General features: G+C 60.2%; 22 protein-coding genes. 15 read left to right on the plus strand and 7 right to left on the minus strand.

The window, feature by feature from the left end; all coding sequences use genetic code 11:
* Window positions 1-223: 223 nt before the first annotated feature.
* The 4 genes from KGB25_RS00580 (at window position 224) to KGB25_RS00595 (ending at window position 4,342) form a co-directional block, all read left to right on the plus strand.
* Entirely contained in the window at window positions 224-1,321 is a 1,098-nt protein-coding gene (locus KGB25_RS00580; RefSeq protein ID WP_008026036.1) for a polyamine ABC transporter substrate-binding protein, read from the plus strand.
* 71 nt (window positions 1,322-1,392) lie between these two features.
* Entirely contained in the window at window positions 1,393-2,535 is a 1,143-nt protein-coding gene (locus KGB25_RS00585) for an ABC transporter ATP-binding protein (protein ID WP_008026038.1), read from the plus strand.
* A 35-nt stretch (window positions 2,536-2,570) separates the two neighbouring features.
* Window positions 2,571-3,452: an ABC transporter permease subunit gene (locus KGB25_RS00590; RefSeq protein WP_177318183.1), complete on the plus strand. Its 882-nt coding sequence runs from the start codon at window positions 2,571-2,573 to the stop codon at window positions 3,450-3,452.
* Window positions 3,449-4,342 (plus strand): ABC transporter permease subunit, encoded by an 894-nt coding sequence (locus KGB25_RS00595; protein ID WP_008026042.1) that lies wholly within the window; start codon window positions 3,449-3,451, stop codon window positions 4,340-4,342. The genes KGB25_RS00590 and KGB25_RS00595 overlap by 4 nt, the downstream gene beginning before the upstream one ends.
* Window positions 4,343-4,466: 124 nt before the next feature.
* On the opposite strand, the gene KGB25_RS00600 is transcribed toward KGB25_RS00595, so the two are convergent.
* On the minus strand, window positions 4,467-5,108 hold the full coding sequence (locus tag KGB25_RS00600; protein WP_207284902.1) for an HD domain-containing protein: 642 nt from the start codon (window positions 5,106-5,108) through the stop codon (window positions 4,467-4,469).
* Window positions 5,109-5,410: 302 nt separating this feature from the next.
* Here KGB25_RS00600 and KGB25_RS00605 point away from each other — a divergent pair, with 302 nt between their 5' ends.
* Window positions 5,411-6,376 (plus strand): GlxA family transcriptional regulator, encoded by a 966-nt coding sequence (locus tag KGB25_RS00605; RefSeq protein WP_008040757.1) that lies wholly within the window; start codon window positions 5,411-5,413, stop codon window positions 6,374-6,376.
* A 117-nt stretch (window positions 6,377-6,493) separates the two neighbouring features.
* Here the strand turns inward: KGB25_RS00605 and KGB25_RS00610 are convergent, their stop codons facing one another.
* On the minus strand, window positions 6,494-8,905 hold the full coding sequence (locus KGB25_RS00610) for a penicillin acylase family protein (protein WP_223434026.1): 2,412 nt from the start codon (window positions 8,903-8,905) through the stop codon (window positions 6,494-6,496).
* Between the two features lie 107 nt (window positions 8,906-9,012).
* Window positions 9,013-9,594, minus strand: a complete 582-nt coding sequence (locus tag KGB25_RS00615) for a DUF6436 domain-containing protein (RefSeq protein ID WP_008040759.1) — start codon at window positions 9,592-9,594, stop codon at window positions 9,013-9,015.
* A gap of 97 nt (window positions 9,595-9,691) precedes the next feature.
* Here KGB25_RS00615 and KGB25_RS00620 point away from each other — a divergent pair, with 97 nt between their 5' ends.
* Entirely contained in the window at window positions 9,692-10,639 is a 948-nt protein-coding gene (locus KGB25_RS00620; protein WP_223434027.1) for an alpha/beta hydrolase, read from the plus strand.
* Window positions 10,640-10,759: 120 nt separating this feature from the next.
* Here KGB25_RS00620 and KGB25_RS00625 read toward each other — a convergent pair whose 3' ends face one another.
* On the minus strand, window positions 10,760-11,512 hold the full coding sequence (locus KGB25_RS00625) for a DUF2059 domain-containing protein (protein WP_192416684.1): 753 nt from the start codon (window positions 11,510-11,512) through the stop codon (window positions 10,760-10,762).
* Between the two features lie 108 nt (window positions 11,513-11,620).
* Here KGB25_RS00625 and KGB25_RS00630 point away from each other — a divergent pair, with 108 nt between their 5' ends.
* The gene (locus KGB25_RS00630; protein WP_207284899.1) at window positions 11,621-12,253 is read left to right on the plus strand and encodes a 2OG-Fe(II) oxygenase; all 633 of its coding nucleotides are present in this window, start codon (window positions 11,621-11,623) and stop codon (window positions 12,251-12,253) included.
* Between the two features lie 2 nt (window positions 12,254-12,255).
* Complete coding sequence (locus tag KGB25_RS00635) at window positions 12,256-12,735, plus strand: DUF523 domain-containing protein (protein ID WP_223434028.1); 480 nt, start codon at window positions 12,256-12,258, stop codon at window positions 12,733-12,735.
* 127 nt (window positions 12,736-12,862) lie between these two features.
* Here the strand turns inward: KGB25_RS00635 and KGB25_RS00640 are convergent, their stop codons facing one another.
* Window positions 12,863-13,447 carry a transporter substrate-binding domain-containing protein gene (locus tag KGB25_RS00640; RefSeq protein ID WP_008040763.1) on the minus strand — a complete coding sequence of 195 codons (585 nt, stop codon included), beginning with the start codon at window positions 13,445-13,447 and terminating at the stop codon, window positions 12,863-12,865.
* Window positions 13,448-13,583: 136 nt separating this feature from the next.
* Between KGB25_RS00640 and KGB25_RS00645 the strand changes: the two genes are divergently transcribed.
* Complete coding sequence (locus KGB25_RS00645; RefSeq protein WP_008026064.1) at window positions 13,584-14,009, plus strand: DUF4399 domain-containing protein; 426 nt, start codon at window positions 13,584-13,586, stop codon at window positions 14,007-14,009.
* A gap of 62 nt (window positions 14,010-14,071) precedes the next feature.
* Here the strand turns inward: KGB25_RS00645 and serA are convergent, their stop codons facing one another.
* The gene (gene serA, locus KGB25_RS00650; protein ID WP_223434029.1) at window positions 14,072-15,301 is read right to left on the minus strand and encodes a phosphoglycerate dehydrogenase; all 1,230 of its coding nucleotides are present in this window, start codon (window positions 15,299-15,301) and stop codon (window positions 14,072-14,074) included.
* 203 nt (window positions 15,302-15,504) lie between these two features.
* Between serA and KGB25_RS00655 the strand changes: the two genes are divergently transcribed.
* The 4 genes from KGB25_RS00655 (at window position 15,505) to KGB25_RS00670 (ending at window position 19,827) form a co-directional block, all read left to right on the plus strand.
* Window positions 15,505-16,899, plus strand: a complete 1,395-nt coding sequence (locus KGB25_RS00655) for an FAD-binding oxidoreductase (protein ID WP_032828611.1) — start codon at window positions 15,505-15,507, stop codon at window positions 16,897-16,899.
* Window positions 16,900-16,936: 37 nt separating this feature from the next.
* Window positions 16,937-17,602, plus strand: coding sequence for a fumarylacetoacetate hydrolase family protein (locus tag KGB25_RS00660; protein ID WP_008026071.1), 666 nt, complete (start codon window positions 16,937-16,939; stop codon window positions 17,600-17,602).
* A gap of 247 nt (window positions 17,603-17,849) precedes the next feature.
* Window positions 17,850-18,779: an SdiA-regulated domain-containing protein gene (locus KGB25_RS00665; RefSeq protein ID WP_223434030.1), complete on the plus strand. Its 930-nt coding sequence runs from the start codon at window positions 17,850-17,852 to the stop codon at window positions 18,777-18,779.
* Window positions 18,780-18,909: 130 nt separating this feature from the next.
* A complete protein-coding gene (locus KGB25_RS00670; RefSeq protein ID WP_223434031.1) occupies window positions 18,910-19,827 on the plus strand; it encodes an SdiA-regulated domain-containing protein in 918 nt (305 codons plus the stop codon).
* Window positions 19,828-19,950: 123 nt separating this feature from the next.
* On the opposite strand, the gene rpiA is transcribed toward KGB25_RS00670, so the two are convergent.
* Complete coding sequence (gene rpiA, locus KGB25_RS00675; protein WP_008026076.1) at window positions 19,951-20,625, minus strand: ribose-5-phosphate isomerase RpiA; 675 nt, start codon at window positions 20,623-20,625, stop codon at window positions 19,951-19,953.
* A gap of 301 nt (window positions 20,626-20,926) precedes the next feature.
* Between rpiA and ilvA the strand changes: the two genes are divergently transcribed.
* Window positions 20,927-22,441: a threonine ammonia-lyase, biosynthetic gene (gene ilvA, locus KGB25_RS00680; protein WP_008026079.1), complete on the plus strand. Its 1,515-nt coding sequence runs from the start codon at window positions 20,927-20,929 to the stop codon at window positions 22,439-22,441.
* A gap of 39 nt (window positions 22,442-22,480) precedes the next feature.
* Entirely contained in the window at window positions 22,481-22,906 is a 426-nt protein-coding gene (locus tag KGB25_RS00685; RefSeq protein ID WP_008026082.1) for a DUF2269 domain-containing protein, read from the plus strand.
* The last annotated feature ends 61 nt before the right edge of the window (window positions 22,907-22,967 follow it).

Genomic DNA, 22,967 nt, shown 5'->3' on the forward strand with positions numbered 1-22,967 from the left:
GCGATGAACCTGAGAGCAACGCTGGGTGTCAGGCACCCAGCGTCATCGTTGACGACCATCGCGAGCAATCGAGCGTCGACCGGCTGCTCCTACACGAATCTTCATAAAGTTTGCTGGAACGGTTTTTCGAGGGTAAGTTGCGCGCCGGTTTTGTTGCTGGGCAGCTACGACTGTCATGTAACGCGGGGCAACTTGGGCCCAACTAATTTTAGAGGACCTCCACTTGCCTATTTTTTCTTTGTTGCGCAATGCATTGCTGGCCGGTGCCGGACTGACGATGGCTGTCAGTGTCCAGGCTGCCGGCACGGTGCATATTTATAACTGGTCGGACTACATCGGCGAGACCACCCTGGCCGACTTCCAGAAAGAGACCGGTATCAAACCGGTGTATGACGTTTTTGATTCCAACGAAACCCTGGAGGGCAAGTTGCTCGCCGGGCGTACCGGTTATGACGTGGTCGTGCCGTCGAACCACTTCCTCGGCAAGCAGATCAAGGCCGGTGCTTTCCAGAAACTCGACAAGTCGAAGTTGCCGAACTACTCGAACCTCGACCCCGTATTGCTCAAGCGTCTGGAACAAAACGATCCGGGCAACTTGTACGCCGTCCCTTACCTGTGGGGCACCAACGGCATCGGTTACAACGTCGACAAGATTAAGGCTGTGCTGGGCGTCGACAAGATCGATTCCTGGAGCGCGGTGTTCGAGCCGGAGAACATCAAGAAGCTGCAGAGTTGCGGCGTGGCGTTCCTCGACTCCGCCGATGAAATGATGCCGACGGTCCTCAACTACATGGGCCTGAACGCCAACAGCACCAACCCCGAAGATTACAAAAAGGCTGAAGCCAAGTTGCTGGCGGTGCGGCCTTACGTGACCTACTTCCACTCCTCCAAGTACATCGCGGATCTGGCCAACGGCGATATCTGCATCGCGATCGGTTTTTCCGGCGACATGTTCCAGGCCCGCAACCGTGCGGCTGAAGCGAAGAAAGGCGTGAACATCGCCTACACCATTCCCAAAGAGGGCGGTGCGCTGTGGTTCGACATGCTCGCGATTCCGAAGGATTCGGGCAACGTCAAAGAGGCCCACGCCTTCATCAACTATTTGTTGAAACCCGAGGTGATCGCACAGGTCAGTGATTCTGTTGGCTATGCGAACCCCAACCCTGGCTCGGACAAATTGATGGAGCAGTCCATCCGCACCGACGAGTCGGTTTATCCACCGCAAGCAGTCCTCGACAAGACCTACGTGTCGGTCGAGTTACCACCAAACATTCAACGTTTGATGACCCGCAGCTGGACCAAGGTCAAGTCGGGCAAATAGCTTCAGGGCTCAAACTATCCAGGTTGGCTCACCTTGAGCGAACTGCACTCTTTTTTTTGGGAGTTTCGTAAATGGCAGTTGCCTCCGGCGCCTATAAGAAAGCCCTCGAGGGCGACCAGTCACCTAAACAGGTGCTGGTCAAAATCGACCGGGTCACGAAGAAGTTCGACGAGACGATTGCCGTGGACGATGTGTCCCTGGAAATCAAGAAAGGCGAGATTTTCGCCCTGCTCGGCGGTTCGGGATCGGGCAAGTCCACGTTGCTGCGCATGCTCGCAGGCTTCGAACGACCCACGGAGGGGCGCATTTTCCTCGATGGCGTAGACATCACCGACATGCCGCCCTACGAGCGGCCGATCAACATGATGTTCCAGTCGTACGCCCTGTTCCCGCACATGACCGTGGCGCAGAACATCGCCTTCGGCCTCAAGCAGGACAAACTGCCTGCGGCTGAAATCGATGCCCGCGTGGCCGACATGCTCAAGCTGGTTCAGATGACCCAGTACGCCAAGCGCAAGCCGCATCAACTCTCCGGTGGTCAGCGTCAGCGTGTTGCCCTGGCGCGTTCGCTGGCCAAGCGACCGAAGCTGTTGCTGCTCGACGAACCGATGGGTGCGCTGGACAAGAAGCTGCGTTCGCAAATGCAGCTTGAGCTGGTCGAGATCATCGAGCGCGTCGGCGTAACTTGCGTCATGGTGACCCACGACCAGGAAGAGGCCATGACCATGGCCGAGCGCATCGCGATCATGCACCTGGGCTGGATCGCCCAGATCGGCAGCCCGATCGACATCTACGAAACCCCGACCAGCCGCCTGGTCTGCGAGTTCATCGGCAACGTCAACATCTTCGACGGTGAAGTGATCGACGACGCCGAAGGCCATGCGACCATCACCTGCAAAGACCTGGATCGCCAGATCTACGTGGGCCACGGCATCAGCACCTCGGTGCAGGACAAATCCGTGACCTACGCGATCCGTCCGGAAAAACTGCTGGTGACGCCGGACATGCCGACCTGCGAATACAACTGGTCCAGCGGCAAGGTGCACGACATCGCCTACCTCGGTGGCCACTCGGTGTTCTACGTCGAGCTGCCGAGCGGCAAGATCGTCCAGTCCTTCGTCGCCAACGCCGAACGCCGTGGTCAGCGCCCAACCTGGGGTGACCAGGTTTACGTGTGGTGGGAAGACGACAGCGGCGTGGTACTTCGCTCATGAACATGCGCAAATTCAAACGCCGCCTCAATCGAATAATTCCCGGTGGCCGTCAGCTGGTCATCGGGGTTCCGTTCCTCTGGCTGTTCATGTTCTTCATGCTGCCGTTCTTCATCGTGTTGAAGATCAGCTTCGCTGAAGCCGACGTGGCCATTCCGCCGTACACCGAGATCTACAACTTCGTAGACCAGAAGCTGCAGGTGCTGCTCAACCTCGGCAACTACGCGATGCTCGGCGACGATGAGTTGTACATCGCCGCTTACCTCGGTTCGTTGAAGATGGCGCTGATCAGCACCATCCTCTGCCTGCTGATCGGTTATCCGATGGCCTACGCCATCGCCAGTGCCCGCAAAGAGCTGCAAACGGTGCTGGTGCTGTTGATCATGATGCCGACCTGGACCGCGATCCTGATCCGCGTTTACGCGTGGATGGGCATCCTCAGCAACAACGGTCTGCTCAACGGTTTCCTGATGAGCATGGGCTGGATCGACGAACCGCTGCAGATCCTCAATACCAACCTGGCGGTGTACATCGGCGTGGTTTATTCGTACCTGCCGTTCATGATCCTGCCGCTCTACGCCAACCTGGTGAAGCACGACAACAGCCTGCTGGAAGCGGCGTCCGACCTCGGTTCGAGTACGTTCAACAGCTTCTGGAAGATCACCATTCCGCTGTCCAAGAACGGCATCGTCGCCGGTTGCATGCTGGTGTTCATTCCAGTGGTGGGCGAGTTCGTGATCCCGGAACTGCTGGGCGGTCCGGAAACCTTGATGATCGGTAAAGTGCTCTGGCAAGAGTTCTTCAACAACCGTGACTGGCCGGTGGCGTCTGCCCTGGCGGTGGTGATGCTGTTGATCCTGATTGTGCCGATCATCCTGTTCAACCGCAGTCAGGCCAAGGAAATGGAGGGTAAAGAATGAAGCGCTTCCGTTTCTCGAGTTTCATGCTGATCGCGGGTTTGCTGTTTATCTACGCGCCGATGCTGATCCTGGTGATCTACTCGTTCAACGCCTCGAAACTGGTGACAGTGTGGGGCGGCTGGTCGATCAAGTGGTACGTCGGCCTGATGGACAACACCCAACTGATGGGCTCGGTGGTGCGTTCGCTGGAAATCGCCTGCTACACGGCGATTGCCGCTGTGGCGCTGGGCACGTTGGCCGCATTCGTCCTGACCCGCATTACCCGCTTTAAGGGTCGTACGTTGTTCGGTGGCCTGGTCACCGCGCCGCTGGTGATGCCCGAAGTGATCACCGGTCTGTCGCTGTTGCTGCTGTTCGTGGCCATGGCGCAGATGATCGGCTGGCCGCAAGAGCGAGGCATCGTCACCATCTGGATCGCCCACACCACGTTCTGTGCGGCGTATGTGGCGGTGGTGGTGTCGGCGCGCTTGCGTGAGCTGGACCTGTCCATCGAAGAGGCCGCCATGGATCTCGGGGCGAAGCCGTGGAAGGTGTTCTTCCTGATCACCATCCCGATGATCGCGCCATCCCTGGGGGCGGGCGGCATGATGTCGTTCGCGCTGTCGCTGGATGACCTGGTGTTGGCCAGCTTCGTGTCGGGGCCGGGGTCGACGACCTTGCCGATGGAAGTGTTCTCGGCAGTGCGTCTGGGCGTGAAGCCTGAGATCAACGCCGTGGCCAGCCTGATTCTGCTGGCGGTGTCGTTGATGACCTTCCTGGTCTGGTTCTTCAGCCGCCGTGCCGAAGAAAGCCGCAAGCGTGCGATTCAGCAGGCCATCGAAGAAAGCGCTGCCGATTCGTGGAAGCAACCGGACGTGCGTCGCGCACAGCAGGCGCCGGAAGCCGCCTGAGTGTTGGCCACAATCGCGTGGCCAACCCCGATCTACTGTAGGAGCCAGCTTGCTGGCGATGGTATGTCAGCCACATTGATGTCGACTGACACACCATCGCCAGCAAGCTGGCTCCTACAAGGTTTCAGGAAATCCAGGGGGATTTGCGGATGATCTCGACGAAGTTCATCGGCTTGAACCCTGGCTCGCTGTCCACCAGCACATCCGCGTTCACCGTACCGAACGTGGTATCCGGCTTGTGCTTGAAGCCGTTGGCGAACGCACACAGGATGCACTCCTTGAACCCCTCGCCCCGTGGATGCGCGTGCACCACCGCCTCACGCTGCGCCGTGGGAAACGCCGCGTAGTCGATCCCCAACACATCCATTTCAACGCCCGCCGTCACCAATGCCACGTTGGGGCGCAGGTGATGCACTACGTTCGGCGTGGTGTGCAGGGCAATCGACAACCACACCTGCTCAATGTCGTCATCGCTCAGGCCATAAGGCTTGAGAAACGCTTTGGCGGCGTTGGCGCTATCGACTTCGAAGCGTTCATCGTCGCTGCGATGACCTTCCACCAGACCCAGGTCATGGAACATCGCGCCGACGTATAACAGCTCCGGGTTGTAGGCCAGTTGCTTGCGTTCACCGCTCAAAGCGCCGAACAGAAACACCCGGCGCGAGTGGTGATAAAGCAGGTCGGATTCGACGTCGCGAATGTATTCCGTGGTGGCCCGGGCCAAAGCGCTGTCGGGGATTTTGATGCCGGCGATGGTGCTGCTCATGGTGCTGTCCTCGTGGGGTACGCCGTGGCGGCGCTGATGGAACAAGTCTGTTCCCGGCCCCAAAACCGGACAATCGATCCATGGCTGCGATCCTTGCCAATGAGCATGCATATCGCGCCAACCTCGCTTGTTGAGCGCGGATTGGCTACGGTTGAGGTCCTGCGCGCACCTTGTAGGAGCCAGCTTGCTGGCGATCGCGGTGTATCTGTCAGCGAAATTGTTGAATGTTAAATCGCAATCGCCAGCAAGCTGGCTCCTACAAAGGTTGCGTATATCCAGAGCCATTGAGGGCGAATCCTGCCATGAGTAAAACCGTTGCCATCGTGGTGTTCGCCGGCGTTCAGTCCCTGGACGTCACCGGCCCCATGGATGTGTTTTCCGAGGCCAATCGTTTCCTCGCTCCGCAGGATCACTATCAACTGGAGGTGATCGGCGTCGAGCGCGGTGTGATGCCGTGCTCCAACGGTTTATCCCTCAATGCCCATCGGCATTTCAGCGAGGCGCTGGGGGCGTACGACTTGTTGCTGGTGGCCGGTGGGCCGCAGTTGCCGTTCATGGATTTCGGCGCGGCCTTCGATGCCTGGCTGCGCGATGCCAGCGCGCTGGCGCAACGGTTCGGCTCGATCTGCAACGGTGCATTCATGCTCGCCCGGGCAGGCTTGCTCGAAGGGCGGACGGTGACGACTCATTGGGGCGATGCCGCTGCGCTCGCGGCGTTGTGCCCTTCGACGCAGGTCGAGGCTGATCGCTTGTACGTGCAGGACGGCGAGCTCTATACCTCGGCCGGGGTCACGGCGGGGATCGATCTGTCGTTGTACTTGTTGGCCCGGGATCATGGGCCGGAAGTGGCGCTCAGCGTGGCCAAGCGGCTGGTGGTGTTCACGCAGCGCTCGGGCGGGCAATCGCAGTTCAGTCCATTCCTCACGCCCCACGCCGAGCCGACGTCGGCGGTGGCGATGGTTCAGCATTATGTGCTGGCCAACCTGACCGGCGATCTGACCATTGCTGACCTGGCCAACGCCGCCAACATGAGCGCCCGCAACTTTTCCAGGGTGTTTGCCAAAGAAGCGAAGGTCACCCCGGCGGAATTCGTCGAACGAGCGAGGGTGGATGCAGCGCGGGTGATGCTCGAAAGCACCGTCGCGCCGTTGAAGACGGTGGCGTATCAGTGCGGGTTTCGCGATGCGCAGCATATGCGCAGTGTTTTCAATCGCCGGTTGGGGGTAACGCCGCAGCAGTTCAGGTTGAATTTTGCGGCGATGGTTTGAGCTGACATTTGTGTGGTCAGTCAGGGCCTCTTCGCGGGCAAGCCTCGCTCCTACAAGTGACCTATTCCTGTAGGAGCGAGGCTTGCCCGCGAAGGCGTCAGCCCGGCCAACACAAATCTATGGCACAGCCCGCGCCGGCAACAGCTTCAACGTACTCCGCGTATTCGCTGTCACCTCTTCATCATTGAGATGCGCCTGGAAATACACCCCTTCGACATACGCCTCCGCCTGATCATCAAAATGCCGGTCAAACGGCACGCCACTCTGGCCCACTGGGTTGACGGTCAGGCTGTGCGCCGGGTCGGCGAAGTCGATCAGGCGTCGGGTCGATGGCCCATAAGTCACCGGCCACGGTGCCGGGCCGATCTTGGCCGAGAGGTTGTTTGGCACTTCGTGAGTGCCCGGTGCCGCGAACGGCCCGACATTGAAAATCCGGTCCAGCGGCTTCTGTTGCCCCAGTGGATGACCATGGGTCAGCGTATGCGCCTTGCCCCACTGCCATTGCGCGAAGTCCGCACCCAGCGTGCTCTTGAGGTGCGCGAGGCTCGCTTGCCACGCCACCTTGACCGTGTCGGCGCGGGTTTCCTTGCCGAGGGTGTTGCGGTTGTCCCACCACGGCGAGTCGGCGTTCGCCGCCAGACGCGGCAGCGCAGCGTCGATCACCCGGGTCGAGAGCAGCGTCTCGAAAAAGTCGTTGCCCAGCTCATCGTGCATCGTCGCGTCTGCGAGGTTGAACAGGAACTGATTGAACAGCGTGGCGCTGGTGGAATCCAGCGGGTAGTCGCCTGTCCACTGGGCCAGTTGTTCCACCAGTTTCAGTTCGGCGGGATCGCTCACCACCTCATGCAGCACTGGTAACAACGGCGCGAGCAAACGCGGGCCGTAGGCGGTGGTGGTGCCCAGTTGCAGTTTCTGGCTGGCCTCCAGATCCCACTTCACGGCTTTATCACTGAGCTGACGATTGAGCTGCTGCCCACGATCGGCGAGGTTGTAGTAACCAGGGATCTCCATGCCGGTCGGCGACACGGGCTGGAAGTTGGCCGAGACAATGTAGCCCCGCGCCGGGTTCTCTTCCTGCGGGTTGGCGCTGAACGGGTAGAAGCCGTCCTTGTCCGCTTCGGCGCTGCTGCCGTCGAGGATGAACCACGGCCGCACACCTGCTGGACGCTTCGGCAGTTGCGCCGCCGCCCACCAGCCGATGTCGCCCTTGGCGTTGGCCCAGACGATGTTCAGGCCCGGCGCCTGGACCTTGGCGGCGGCACTGCGCGCCTTTGCCAGGGTGTCGGCACGGTTGAGCTGGTAGAAACCTTCGAGGATCGGGTTCTGGCTTTCCAGAAAACCCCACCACATGGCGATGGGCGTTTTGCCGACGCTGTTGCCCAGCGCATCGTTGACGATCGGCCCGTGTGGCGACTGGCGCAGCAGCAACTTCACTGGCGGCTGCCCCTTGACCGCGATCTGCTGTTCGCTGGTGACCATGTCCATCCACTTGCCGCGATACCAGACCTGGTTGGCGTTGTCCGGGTTGACCTTCTCGGCGATCAGGTCGAGGTCGTCGTTCTGGAACATGGTGATGCTCCAGCCGAAGTCGCGGTTCATCCCCAGCGAGGCGAATGGCATCAACGCCTGATAATGACCGTAGAGCTCGAAGCCCGGCGCCGAGAGCTGCGCTTCGTACCACACCGACGGCGCAGAGAAGCGGATATGCGGATCACCCGCCAGCAACGGCTTGCCGCTTTTGGTCCGATTGCCCGCGACGACCCAGGCGTTGCTGCCCTCGAACTGCGGTAAACCGTTGTCGGCCAGCGCCTGCTCGCTCAGGCGGGCGAGGGCGTTGAGGTCTTTCCAGTCGGCGCTGGCGAGAGGCGGCGGGGTGCTGCTGTGGTTGTTCGCCAGCACGCCTTTGGACTGCCAGTCGAGATCGAAAACGTTCAGGTACTCGGCACCCAGTTGATCGCGCACGTAGGTCAGCAAGGGTTCGGTGCGAAACGCCGCGGCAAAACTGTAGGCCATGTAACCGGCGATGCTGATGGTGTCCTGCGCAGTGAACGGGCGTTTTGGAATGCCCAGTACATCGAACTCCGCAGGTTTTGCATGGCTGTCCTGATACTGGTTGATGCCGTCCAGATAGGCTTGCATGGCGATGAAGGCCGGCGACTGCTTATCCATGTTCGCCAGGTAGGTTTCGGCGCGTTCGCGAATGCGCAGGCTGCGCATCAGTTTGTCGGTGTCGAGCAGTTTCGGGCCCAGCACTTCGGCCAGTTCACCACGGGCCAGGCGGCGCAGGACTTCCATCTGAAACAGCCGGTCCTGGGCGTGCACATAGCCGAGGGCGCGGTACAGGTCGGTTTCGTTTTCGGCGCGGATGTGCGGGATGCCGCGTTCGTCGTAACGGACGGTGACGGAGCCTTGCAAGTGTTGCAGCTCGACCATGCCCTGGCGCGTCGGTTGCTTGCTGTAGATGTACCCGCCGGCACCTGCGGCGAGCGCGACTATCAGCAGTGCGAGAACGGTCAGGCTACGTTTCATGGTGACTCCTTGTTGTTATTAGTGGCAGCAGTTCCCTGGCGCCACTGTTTAACACGGCTTGCCGAATCGGCCCATCGCCCTTAGGAGGGATTCGCGTCTGCGCGGTCTTACTGCTTTGTGTCGGCGGGCCACGGGCAGTAACACCCGACGGCCAGCGTGTGCGTGGCATTGACGGTGCGGCCAGCGTTTAACGCTTGTAGGATCGGCTCAATGAAGCTGTTGCTCGAATTACAGGTCAGGCCTTCGCTGTAAGGGCCGAAGTAGGCCAGTTTGCCGCTGCGGTCCCAGATCGCCACGGCCGGGCTGGCCGGGATCTGTTCGGAGCCCGGGAGGACGGTGATGGTTTTCAGGCTGCTCAGCGTGCTCGGCAACTGGCCGTGGCTGCCGGGTTTTTGTACCGCATAAAACTCGACGCCTTGCGGCACATACTGCTCGACCAGTTCGCTCAGGTGTTGTTGATTGCCGACGTTGCACGGGCAGGCCGGGTCCCAGAAGTGCACCAGGCGAATGGCACCGGGGCCGGCGAGGTTGTCGGGCAAGTGCAACGGGTCACCGGAAAACACCGCCGTGTGTTCGCTGAACGCTCGCAGGTAGCGTCCTTGAAACCAGTCGTACGCCGCCCATAAAACACCGGCGCACACGAGGGCGAGCAGGCAGGCAAGCAGTGGGGTGCGGTAGGGCAAACGCATGGGTGTCGATCCTCGAAGGTCGCCCAGCTTGCCATGCTTGCCGCGACAGATGAATATCGCAGGCTTATAAAGTCCGCTTCGTGCTCTGGAATCGCCCATGTCCGTCACTTTCGCCCCCGATCATTTGCGTGCCAGCCTGCGGCCCCTGGCCGAATGGCAGCCGCTGTCCGAGGAGGCGCAGGCGTACCAGCGGTTCTACGGGCTGGATTTTCCGGGGCGTCAGTTGCGCAGGGGCCTGGGTCGTTTTGAAGTGGACGCTTATGACGTGGTCGGCCAGGTGTGGTGGCCGGAGCGGGCGAAGGCGACGTTGTTTGTGTTCCACGGTTTCTACGATCACACCGGGCTCTACCGGCACGTGATCGAGTGGGCGCTGAATCAGGATTTCGCGGTGATTGCCTGCGACTTGCCGGGGCATGGCCTGTCCAGCGGCGAGCGTGCGAGCATCAACGATTTCGCCGAGTATCAGGACACGTTGCAAGGGCTGTTCGCCGAGGCGAAATCCCTCGATCTGCCGCAGCCGTGGCACCTGTGCGGTCAAAGCACTGGTGGCGCCATCGTGATCGACCATGTGCTTAACGAAGGGGCGGGCAGTCCGGCCCAGGGCCAGGTGATCCTGTTGTCGCCGCTGGTGAGGCCGCGCGCCTGGGGCTGGTCGCAGCTCAGTTATTACCTGCTCAAGCCGTTCGTCAAAGCCATCGCCCGACGTTTCAGCGAGAACTCCAACGACCCGGATTTCCTGCCGTTCCTGCAAGCCGACCCGCTGCAACCGCTGCGCTTGCCGACGGCCTGGGTTGGGGCGCTGGCGCGCTGGATCAAACGCATCGAAGCTGCGCCGGACAGCACTCGGCGGCCGCTGATCGTGCAGGGGCAGGCGGACATGACGGTGGATTGGCAGCACAATCTTGAGGTGTTGAAGGCCAAGTTCGATCGGCCTCAGGTGTTGATGCTGCCTGAGGCGCGGCATCATTTGGCGAATGAGACGGTGGCGTTGCGCGGGGAGTATTTCGGGTTTTTGACGAAGCGGATCAAGGGCCGGAATCTTTAGCGGCAGTTAAGCCCTCATCGCCGGCAAGCCGGCTCCTACAGTGGATCGAGTTGTCCGGAAGAACACGGTCAACTGTAGGAGCCGGCTTGCCGGCGATGGCGATCTAACCGGCGCTGAAAATCATTGGGTCAAATTCGAAGGGGTTTGCCCCACCGCCAGCCCAGCCCGAATCGCCGCCAACGCCGCCTGGTAATACGCCTTGCCTTCCGCCGACTCGGCAAACGTGGCGAACTCTTCCAGCTCGTCATCCGACAGATCGCGATAGACATACAGCAACGTGTTGTTAAGGTCGCTGCCGATCTGGTCCATCAAACGCTGACGCTGACCGTTCAACAGCCCCTGCGCCTGACCGCCACCGAGCAGGCCGGGGATCATCGAACTCAGGCTGTCGGCCGCGACGCCGGCAATCGCCAGGCTGACTTCCGCACCGGCCTCCCGTGCGGGCAAGGCCTGGGCGAGGTGACCGATGATCAGCGTGCGACTGTCGCTGGCCTGAATCTTCGGCAGGCCTTTGGCGTTCTTCGCCAGTTGATCGCGACGGGTCGCCAGCAACTCGGCGGCGACGATCTTCTTGCCCAGCGGCGACTGGAAAAAAGCCAGTGCAGGTTTAGGATCGGCCAGGGTTTTGCGCAATTGCGCTTCGGCGCGCTGGTCCACGGCCTGCGGGGCAAAACGCTGATTGCTGTTGTTCACCAGCGCCTGAAACACGGCGGGCGGCAGGCTGTTCTGGTAACGCTGCTGAGCGGCTGAAAGGGCATCACTGAAATGCGCGCGTTGTTCTGGCCAGCCGGCGACCTTGTACAACTGGTCGTGGCCGTCTGCCCAAGCGGGCAAAACGCAGAACATCATCAGTGAGAAAAGCAAACGGCGCATAGGGACTCCTGTCAGCAGGCGACTATTCTCCGTGTGGCATAGGGACTTGTCGAGAATTCGTATCAAGCCGCCGCGCGGCTCTGTCGGATTTTCCGGCACAGGAATACTATGCGCGCCATGCGAATACCCTCTGATCACCCGCTGCTGTTACGTATCGTCGACGACCTGGCCGAGCGCGGCTGGTCGCAGCAGAACATTTTCCTGCCTTTGGGTCTGACCCAAGAACTGGCGGCTGAGTGCCGTAAACGTGCCGCCGAGGGTGAATTGGCCCCGGCCGCCGTGGGCCGCGGGCCGACATCGGAGATTCGCGAGGGAATTCGCGGCGACCGAATCCAGTGGATCGAGCCGGGTCAGGCGCTGGCTTGCGACAGCTACCTGCAATTGATGGACAGCCTGCGCGAGGCATTGAATCGCGGGTTGTATCTGGGCCTCGAAGACTTTGAAAGCCATTTCGCGATGTACCCGCCCGGCGCTTTCTACCTCAAGCATGTCGACCGCTTCCGCGACGATGATCGGCGCATGGTCTCGGCAGTGGTCTACCTCAACGACGCCTGGTTGCCGGAGCACGGCGGTCAGTTGCGCATGTACCTCAAGGAAGGCGTCGAATACGATGTGGTGCCTACCGGCGGATGCCTGGTGGTGTTCCTGTCGGGCGAAGTGCCCCACGAAGTCCTGCCCGCGACCCGCGATCGCCTGTCGTTGACCGGCTGGTTCCGGCGTCGTGGCAACGAGCCGTTCTGATCATGCAGAAAATTTTGGTAAGTCGCTGTCTGCTCGGCCACCGCGTGCGTTACGACGGCGGTGCCAGCGGGCCGTTCGATCAGCTTCAACAGTGGGTCGACGAAGGTCGCGTCGTGCCGTTGTGTCCGGAAGTTGCCGGTGGCTTGCCGACGCCACGGGCGGCGGCGGAGATTCCGGGCGGGCAGGGCAGTGACGTGCTGGCGGGGCAGGCGGCGGTGATTACCACCGAGGGCGAGGATGTCAGTGCGCAGTTTCTGAGCGGTGCTTACCAGGCGCTGGAGCTGGTACAGAAACACAACATCCGCATCGCCGTGCTCAAGGCCAACAGCCCATCCTGCGGCAACCTGTTGACCTATGACGGCACGTTCAGCGGCGTGAAAGTCAGCGGCGAAGGCGTGACGGCGGCGTTGCTCAAGCGCCATGGCGTGCAGGTCTTCAGCGAACTGGAACTGGCTGAAGCCGCCGCCGCACTGCAACTCTAAACCCAAATCCCTGTAGGAGCCGGCTTGCCGGCGATGAGGCCGTAACATTCAATATCTATATTGACTGTTACACCGCTATCGCCGGCAAGCCGGCTCCTACAAGGGATTGCGGTGATTGGCGGTGGCCTTAGGGTTTCGGTATCTCGGCGGCATCCGCCCCAAACCATTTCTTCTCCAGTGCCTCCAGTCGCCCATCTGCCTTTATCCGCTGCAACGCGTTCTCCAGGCTGGCATGAAACGCCGGGTTCCCTTTCTGAAACGGAATGGCCAGGTTCTCGGCCGGGGCGGCTTTCGGCTTTTCTTGCGTCAGCGACTGCACCAACAGGATTGAACGCGGCTCTTCTTTCTGCGCGATCAGATGCGCATCGGTGTGAATGTAAGGCTCGCTGAAGTCGAAACGATCCTTGAGCGCTGGAGTCTCTGTTATGTGATTGATGGCGATGTCGTACTTGCCGCTTTCAACACCGGTCAACAGATCGCTGGAATCGGTGACGACGAAGTCGGCCCTTACATCCAGTTCATTGGCCAGCAGTTGGCCCAGTTCGACTTCGAAGCCCGAGAGTTGGCCATCGTCCTTGAAATTGAAAGGTGGTGTATTAGCCTCAAGGGCAATACGCAATTCACCGCGGTCGTTTACATCGTCAATCAGTTCGGCATGAGCCAAAGGGCTCAAAAGGGGTAGCAGGCAGATCAGGCCAGGCAAAAAGCGCATGGTCACTCCTTTGAATACATTTATCGCGATGCGCTGGTTCAGGCTCGCTTTGCTATGGTTGTCGAGTGCCTTCGACAACGAATGGCCATGAAGTTGTCATGGTCACATGGATTTTACGAAAAAACTGGAGAAGAGAATGAAAACCTTTATGTCACGTGCTGCGCTGGCTGGCCTGCTGATGGGTGTTTCGGTGCTGGCCAGTGCGGCTACGCCGGCACCCAAGGGTGCTGAAGTGTCCATCGTTTCTCCTGAAGACGGTGCGACGGTCCCGCAGACTGTCGTCGTCAAGTTCGCTGTCGAGAACATTGCGCTGGCCCCGGCGGGTGATCCCACCAAGAACACCGGTCATCACCACTTGTTGATTGATGTCGATGAGTTGCCAGCCGCCGGTGCGCCGATCCCCAAAGATGCCAACCACCAGCATTTCGGCAACGCGCAAACTCAGGCTGAAGTAACGCTGACGCCCGGCAAGCACACCTTGCAACTCGAACTTGGCGATAGCAACCACATGCCGTTCGATCCGCCGATCCTCTCCGAGAAAATCACCGTCAACGTTAAGTAACGTTAGTCGCGCCCAAGAAAAAGGAGACCCGGAGGTCTCCTTTTTTGTCGCTCAAGTCGCTATCAGAACAACACACGGCTACGGATGGTGCCGTTGACGTGTTGCAGCTTCTGTTGCGCCAGGTCCGAGTACTCGGCGTCTACGTCGATCACCACGTAGCCGACTTTCTCGTTGGTCTGCAGGAACTGACCGGAGATGTTGATGCCGTTTTCGGCGAAGACCTTGTTGATCTCGCTCATCACACCCGGAATGTTCTCGTGGATGTGCAGCAGACGGTGCTTGCCAGGGTGAGCCGGCAGGGCCACTTCCGGGAAGTTCACGGACGATACCGACGTACCGTTGTCGCTGTACTTGACCAGTTTCTCGGCCACTTCCAGACCGATGTTGGCTTGCGCTTCAGCGGTGGAACCACCGATGTGCGGGGTCAGGATCACGTTGTCCAGGCCACGCAGCGGGCTTTCGAACTCTTCGTCGTTGGAGCGTGGCTCCACCGGGAATACGTCGATGGCCGCGCCGATCAGGTGCTTGTCCTTGATCGCGTCCGCCAGGGCTTGCAGTTCGACCACGGTGCCGCGAGCGGCGTTGATCAGGATGCCGCCCTTCTTGATGGCGCGGATTTCCTGCTCGCCGATCATCCACTGGGTCGCAGCGGTTTCCGGAACGTGCAGGGTCACGATGTCGGACATGCCCAGCAGCTCGTGCAGGTTGCTGACCTGGGTCGCGTTACCCAGAGGCAGCTTGGTCACGGTGTCGTAGAAGTAAACCTGCATGCCCAGGCCTTCAGCCAGGACCGACAGTTGCGTACCGATCGAGCCATAACCGACGATGCCGAGCTTCTTGCCACGGATTTCGAAGGAGTTGGCCGCGCTTTTGATCCAGCCGCCACGGTGGCAGGAAGCGTTCTTCTCAGGGATGCCGCGCAGCAACAGGATCGCTTCGGCCAGCACCAGCTCGGCAACGGAGCGAGTGTTGGAGTACGGAGCGTTGAACACTGCGATGCCGCGTTCGCGGGCAGCGTTCAGGTCAACCTGGTTGGTGCCGATGCAGAAACAACCTACAGCGACGAGCTTCTTCGCGTGATCGAAGATCTCTTCGGTCAGTTGAGTGCGGGAGCGAATGCCGATGAAGTGAGCATCAGCGATCTTTTCCTTCAGCTGGGCTTCCGGCAGAGAACCCGTGAGGTACTCGATGCTGGTATAGCCCGCCGACTTGAGAACGTCGACAGCCGATTGGTGGACGCCTTCGAGAAGAAGGAACTTGATCTTGCTCTTATCGAGAGAAGTCTTGCTCATCTGCGTAAACCTGTATCCCGGAGAAAAATGGCAGGAAATGGTCAACAGACGCTGACCCCGACGGCACGACAGCCGTCGCCGCAGAACAGCCGTTGGGCACTATCCTGCGGGGTCGGTATGCTAGCATAAGCGCCCCGCAAACACTCATTCCTGCGACGTGAAGCGTTCTCAGGATGACCATGAATTGTTCGAGAGTTCTGTCGATGACCAATCCTGCCCTGATTGATGAACTGAAGACCCTGGTCGAGCCTGGCAAGGTACTGACCGATGCCGACTCCCTGAACGCTTACGGCAAGGATTGGACCAAGCATTTCGCCCCGGCCCCGACCGCCATCGTGTTCCCGAAGACCACCGAACAGGTCCAGGCCATCGTTTTGTGGGCCAATAAACACAAGGTGGCGCTGGTGCCGTCCGGCGGGCGCACCGGGCTTTCTGCCGCTGCGGTGGCCGCCAATGGCGAAGTGGTCGTGTCCTTCGACTATATGAACCAGATCCTCGACGTGAACCTCACCGACCGCACCGCCGTGTGCCAGCCGGGCGTCGTGACCGAGCATTTGCAGAACGTCGCCGAGGAAAAAGGCCTGTACTACCCGGTGGACTTCGCTTCCGCAGGATCGAGTCAGATTGGCGGCAATATCGGCACCAATGCCGGCGGGATCAAGGTAATTCGCTACGGCATGACCCGTAACTGGGTCGCCGGCATGAAAGTGGTCACCGGCAAGGGTGACGTGCTGGAACTGAACCGCGACCTGATCAAGAACGCCACCGGCTACGACATGCGTCAGCTGTTCATCGGCGCTGAAGGCACCCTCGGTTTTGTGGTCGAAGCGACCATGCGTCTGGACCGGGCGCCGAAAAACCTCACCGCGATGGTGCTTGGTACTGCCGATTTCGACTCGATCATGCCGGTATTGCACGCGTTCCAGAGCAAACTTGACCTGACAGCGTTCGAATTCTTCTCCGACAAAGCCCTGGCCAAGGTCATGGGGCGCGGTGACGTGCCGGCGCCGTTTGAAACCGACTGCCCGTTCTACGCGCTGCTGGAATTCGAAGCGACCACTGAAGAAGTGGCCAACCACGCGCTGGAAACCTTCGAACATTGCGTGGAGCAGGGCTGGGTGCTGGACGGCGTGATGAGCCAGAGCGAAACCCAGCTGCAAAACCTCTGGAAACTGCGCGAATACATTTCCGAAACCATCTCCCACTGGACGCCGTACAAAAACGACATTTCGGTCACTGTGTCGAAAGTCCCGGCGTTCCTGAAGGAAATCGATGCGATCGTCGGCGAACACTACCCGGACTTCGAAATCGTCTGGTTCGGCCACATCGGCGACGGCAACCTGCACTTGAACATCCTCAAGCCGGATGACCTGAGCAAGGACGAGTTCTTCGCCAAGTGCGCGACCGTGAACAAGTGGGTGTTCGAAACCGTCGAGAAGTACAACGGCTCGATTTCCGCCGAACACGGCGTGGGCATGACCAAGCGTGACTACTTGACCTACAGCCGCTCCCCGGTTGAGATCGAGTACATGAAAGCGGTCAAAGCGGTGTTCGATCCGAACGGCATCATGAACCCGGGCAAGATTTTCGCTGTTTGATTTTCGAACTTAAGCGCTACGAACCAGGAGTCGGTCAATGAGCTATCAGCACCAGTATGTCGACGGTACACGCATCCACTTCCCATTGGGCAAAGTGGTTTGCATCGGCCGCAACTACGCCGAACACGCCAAGGAACTGGACAACCCGGTGCCAACGGAGCCCCTGCTGTTTATCAAGCCAGGCAGCTGTGTCGTGCCGCTGGAAGGCGGTTTCAGCATCCCGACCGAGCGCGGTTCAGTGCACTACGAGGCCGAAATCGCGGTGTTGATCGGCAAGCCTTTGTCGACCAAGCCAAGCCGTGAAGAAGTCCTTGATGCTATTTCCGGTTTTGCTCCAGCGCTGGACCTGACCCTGCGTGACAAGCAGGCAGAGCTGAAGTCCAAAGGCCTGCCGTGGGAAATCGCCAAGTCCTTCGACGGTGCGGCAGTGATTGCCCCGTTCGTGTCCGGCAGCACCTTTGCCGACCTGACCGACATCGGCATCCGCCTGACCATCAACGGCGAAGTGCGCCAGGATGGCAACAGCAGCGCGATGCTCAACCCGATCGTGCCAATGATCCAGCACATGGCCGGCTGCTTTTCGCTGCAGGCTGGCGACGTGATCCTGACTGGTACGCCGGTCGGTGTCGGCCCGCTGAATGTGGGTGACGAAATCGTTCTGGAACTGCCAGGCGCGAGCAGCTTCACCAGCAGCGTCCGCTGACACAAACCCCCTGTAGGAGCCGGCTTGCCGGCGATGAGGCCGTCACATTCAACATTTATGCTGAATGTTCCACCGCCATCGCCGGCAAGCCGGCTCCTACAGGGGGGATTTAGTTGCCCGTAAAGGGCAATCCCGCCATTTCCCGTTTTTTTCACATCTTGTCTGGATAATTCCCGGGCTTCTGGCGTCTGAGCCGGTCCCAATTGTGCTATTACCCTTAGCCTGAATTTCTGGAACGCATCCCCTGATGGCCATCCAATCGCTGCCCACGCTTAAAACTGCCCGTCGCCCGCGCTTTTTCATGCGTTGGTATGCCTGGCTTTTGCTGGTCGCGGCCGCCGCGTATGGCCTTGCCTTTGCCATGCATTGGGATGACCGCGGGGTGCTCTGGGTGCTGGAGCGTTTCGAAAGCCCGGCTGAACGCCAGGAAAGTATCTGGCTCCCGGATTACCGGGCGGTGATCGATGCCAAGCTACTGCCAGGGATGGAAAAGGACGAAGCGTCCGACCTGGCCTACAACCCGCAAACCAAAACCCTGTTCTCGGTGATGGGTAAAAACCCGTTCCTGGTCGAACTGGACCTGCAGGGTGAAGTGCTGCGCAAAATGCCCTTGGTGGGCTGGAGCAACCCGGAAGGCGTGACGGTCATGGGCAACGGTCTGCTGGCCATTGTCGATGAGCGTGAGCATTTGCTGAGCATCGTCAAGGTCGACGCCGATACCCGCGAGCTGAACATCGCCAACTTCCCCAAGTACGACCTCGGTCCGTCGAAAGACCAGAACAAAGCGTTCGAAGCGGTCGTCTGGGATGCGCGCAATCAACACATGCTGCTGGGTGAGGAGCGTCCACCGGCGCTGTTCACCTGGAAAAGCGCCGACGGCCTGACACTCACCGGCGACAAGCAGAAGCTGGCCAGTGACGCGCTGGACATCCGCAACCTGTCGGCCTTGGCCATCGACCCGCGCACCGGCCATACGCTGGTGTTGTCCGCCGATTCCCACTTGCTGCTGGAGCTGGATGAGAAGGGCGAGCAGGTCAGTTTCATGACCTTGCTGGGTGGTTTCAATGGCCTGAAGAAGACCATTCCCCGCGCCGAAGGCGTGACCATGGACGAGGCGGGCACGCTGTACATGGTGAGCGAGCCGAACCTGTTCTACCGATTCGAAAAGCAGCGCTGATTCGCGACCTTGATCTGCGAATGTGTAGGAAACGCGACGCTCAGTTGTAGGGCCAACCCAACGGCCTTTAAGCTTCAATTCAGACTGCCGTGGTATTTCATCCGCCCGTCCTGATTCCGAGCTTGCCTGAATGCGCCGACTTGCCCGCCCCAAACCCCTGATCCTGATTCTCTCGGTGATCGCGCTGACCGTGCTGGTTGCGTTCGGCCAACACCTGCGTCTGTTTGAGCGGGCCTGGTTCAATCTGCATACGCTTTGGCAGGCAGAAAGCGCCCGGTCGATCGGACTGGATCACTATCAGGTTGTCATTGAGGGTCGGGTCATCGAAGGCCTGGACGACGATGTGTCAGCGCTGACCTTCGATCCGGTCCGCAAAAGCCTGTTCACCGTCACCAATAAAAACTCCGAGCTGATCGAGCTGTCGCTGGAAGGCCAGATAATTCAGCGCATCGCGCTGGTCGGCTTCGGTGATCCGGAAGCGGTGGAATTCATCAGCGCCGACACTTACGTCATCACCGACGAGCGTCAGCAGCGGCTGATCAAGATTCATCTGGAGAAGGACACGACGTTCCTCGATGCGGCGGATGCCGAACAGATAACCCTCGGCGTGCACATGAGCAGCAACAAGGGTTTTGAAGGCCTGGCCTACGATTCGGTGGGCAAGCGGCTGTTTGTCGCCAAGGAGCGCGACCCGATGCTGATCTATGAAGTGCAGGGTTTTCCGCATTACAACCCGGAAAAATCCTATGCGGTGCACGTGGTCAACAACCCCAAGCGCGATGCCGGGATGTTTGTGCGAGACCTGTCGAGCCTGCAATACGACGAGCGCAGCGGTCACCTGTTGGCGCTGTCCGACGAGTCGCGACTGATTCTGGAACTGGATGTGGACGGGCGTCCGCTGAGCACCATGTCACTGAGCAAGGGGCGTCAGGGGTTGCAGAAGACGGTGCCGCAAGCGGAAGGGATCGCCATGGATGACGACGGCACGATGTACCTGGTGAGCGAGCCGAACCTGTTCTACGTCTTCAAGAAACCGCCACAGCCCTAAAACATAAACACAACCCCTGTAGGAGCCGGCTTGCCGGCGATAAGGCCGTGACATTCAACATCTATGTTGACTGTTACGCCGCTATCGCCAGCAAGCTGGCTCCTACAGGGTTTTGCGTCTGGCTTACTGCGCGCGCAGGGTCTTCACGCCTTCGCTGGTGCCCAGCAACAGCAGATCCGCAGGACGCGCCGCGAACAAACCGTTGGTCACCACGCCGACGATCGCATTGATCTGCGTCTCCAGCTCGACCGGGTTGGTGATCTGCATGTTGAACACATCCAGAATGATGTTGCCGTTGTCAGTCAGCACGCCTTCACGGTAAACCGGGTCGCCGCCGAGCTTCACCAGCTCGCGGGCCACGTGGCTGCGGGCCATCGGGATCACTTCGACCGGCAGCGGGAACGCGCCAAGCACCGGCACCAGTTTGCTGCCATCGGCGATGCAGATGAAGGTCTTGGCCACGGCCGCAACGATCTTCTCGCGGGTCAGGGCTGCGCCGCCGCCCTTGATCAGGTTCAGGTGCTCGTCGCTTTCGTCGGCGCCGTCGACGTAGAACTCCAGGTCGCTGACGGTATTCAGCTCATACACCGGAATACCGTGGCCCTTGAGGCGTGCGGCGGTGGCTTCGGAACTGGCGACTGCGCCGTCGAAGGCGCCTTTGTGTTGCGCCAGTGCGTCGATGAAGCAGTTGGCGGTGGAGCCGGTGCCGACCCCGACGATGCTCTTGTCGTCGAGTTTCGGGAGGATGAAGTCGACGGCGGCCTGGGCTACTGCCTGTTTGAGTTGATCCTGGGTCATGCGGGCTCCGAAGTGCCGAAGAGGGGGAACGAAAGCCCGGCATTATAGGCCCCGGGACGGGGAAGGTCATTGCCCGATTGGCAGACCGCACCGTTACCTGTAGGAGCGAGGCTTGCCCGCGAAAGCGTTCTTACTGCCAACATTTATTCTGGATGTGCCGGCCTCTTCGCGGGCAAGCCTCGCTCCTACAGGTCCTTGATCCCTTCCGGGGAGGGTAAAACCACCTGTTTAGTGTGGTCGCACGCCCGAAAGCCGGGTTAGACTCCTTGGCCCTGCCCAACCCGCTCAGTGATGCTTTCCGATGCTCGAACAGTACGTCAAAAAGATCCTCACCTCGCGCGTTTATGACGTTGCCGTAGAAACCCCATTGCAGACTGCCCGCCAGCTCTCCGAGCGGCTGGGCAACAGTATTTTGCTCAAGCGTGAAGACTTGCAGCCGGTGTTCTCGTTCAAGATTCGCGGGGCCTACAACAAGCTCACGCAGTTGAGCGATGAAGAACGCGCGCGCGGCGTCGTGACGGCTTCGGCCGGTAATCACGCGCAGGGCCTGGCCCTGGCGGCGAAAGTGCTCGGCGTGAAAGCCACCATCGTCATGCCCAAGACCACCCCGGAAATCAAAGTCGAAGGCGTGCGTTCCCGTGGTGGCAAAGTGGTGCTGCACGGGGATTCGTTCCCGGAAGCCCTGGCTTACTCGCTGAAACTGGTCGACGAAAAAGGCTACGTCTACATTCACCCGTACGACGATCCCCACACCATTGCCGGGCAGGGCACGGTGGCCATGGAGATTCTGCGCCAGCACCCTGGGCGTCTGGATGCGATCTTCGTTCCGGTCGGCGGCGGCGGTCTGATCGCCGGTATCGCGGCGTACGTGAAATACCTGCGCCCGGAAATCAAGATCATCGGCGTCGAGCCGGACGACTCCAATTGCCTGCAAGCCGCCATGGCCGCCGGCGAGCGCGTGGTGCTGCCGACCGTGGGCCTCTTCGCCGACGGCGTCGCGGTCGCTCAGATTGGTCAGTACACGTTCGACATCTGCAAAGACTATGTCGATGAAGTGATCACCGTCAGCACCGACGAGATCTGCGCGGCGATCAAGGATATCTACGACGATACCCGCTCGATCACTGAACCTGCCGGCGCCCTGGGCGTGGCCGGGATCAAGAAGTACGTCGAGCAGCACGCTGTCACCGGGCACACCTTTGTGGCCATCGATTCCGGCGCCAACGTCAACTTCGACCGCTTGCGCCACGTCGCCGAACGCGCCGAGCTGGGCGAGGGCCGCGAAGCCATCATCGCCGTGACCATCCCCGAGAAGCCGGGCAGCTTCAAGGCGTTCTGCGAAGCCATCGGCAAGCGCCAGATCACCGAATTCAACTACCGCTACAACACCGGCAGCGAAGCGCACATCTTCGTTGGCGTGCAGACGCACCCGGAAAACGATCCACGCAGCGCGCTGCTTGCCAGCCTGACCGAGCAAGGTTTCCCGGTGCTGGACCTGACCGACAATGAACTGGCCAAGTTGCACATCCGGCACATGGTCGGTGGCCGCGCGGCCCAGGTGGTGGATGAAGTGGTGCTGCGCTTCGAATTTCCGGAGCGACCGGGCGCGCTGTTCAACTTCCTCAGCAAGCTCGGCGGGCGCTGGAACATCTCGATGTTCCACTACCGCAACCACGGCGCGGCGGACGGTCGTGTGGTCGCAGGGCTGCAAGTGCCTCACGAGGAGCGTCATCTGGTGCCGGCGGCGCTGGAAGAAATCGGCTACCCGTACTGGGACGAAAGCGACAACCCGGCCTATCAGCTGTTTCTTGGCTGAGCGGCTACGCTGATGGGCAGGTCATAAGGAAGTCGAACAATGGAAACGTTAACCGCCCTGAAAGTGGCGCACATGGTGGCGACGGTTGTGCTGCTGGTCTGTGCGCTGGGCCTGGGGATCTGGGTCTGGCGAACTCGGCGTAATGGCGACGCGACGGCGGGCAGCCGAACCTTGCAAAGGCCTCGGGTATTCATCTGGCTGTTGATGGGGCTGGCATTGCTGAGCATGCCGTTCACCGGCTGGTGGATGGTGCATCTGGTGGGCTGGCCGTTGGGGCAGACGTGGTTGCTGGCGTCGAGTGTGCTTTACACCGTTGCGGCGTTGGCGTGGTTCTGGTTGTTGGTGCGGCTTAACAAGTTGCGCAAGGCGCCGGCGGGGAACGGCAAGTTTACCTTCGCCCTGGCGTTGTTCAGCTTCGTCTGCTTTATCGCCATTGCCGGGTTGATGGGTGCCAAGCCTGTTTAACGCTTGAAACCGAGTTGACCCCTTCGCGGGCGAGCCTCGCTCCTACGGGATTTGCGTCATT

Origin of the sequence: Pseudomonas sp. BF-RE-21, from assembly GCF_019947305.1 — a bacterium.
Lineage (GTDB): Bacteria > Pseudomonadota > Gammaproteobacteria > Pseudomonadales > Pseudomonadaceae > Aquipseudomonas > Aquipseudomonas migulae.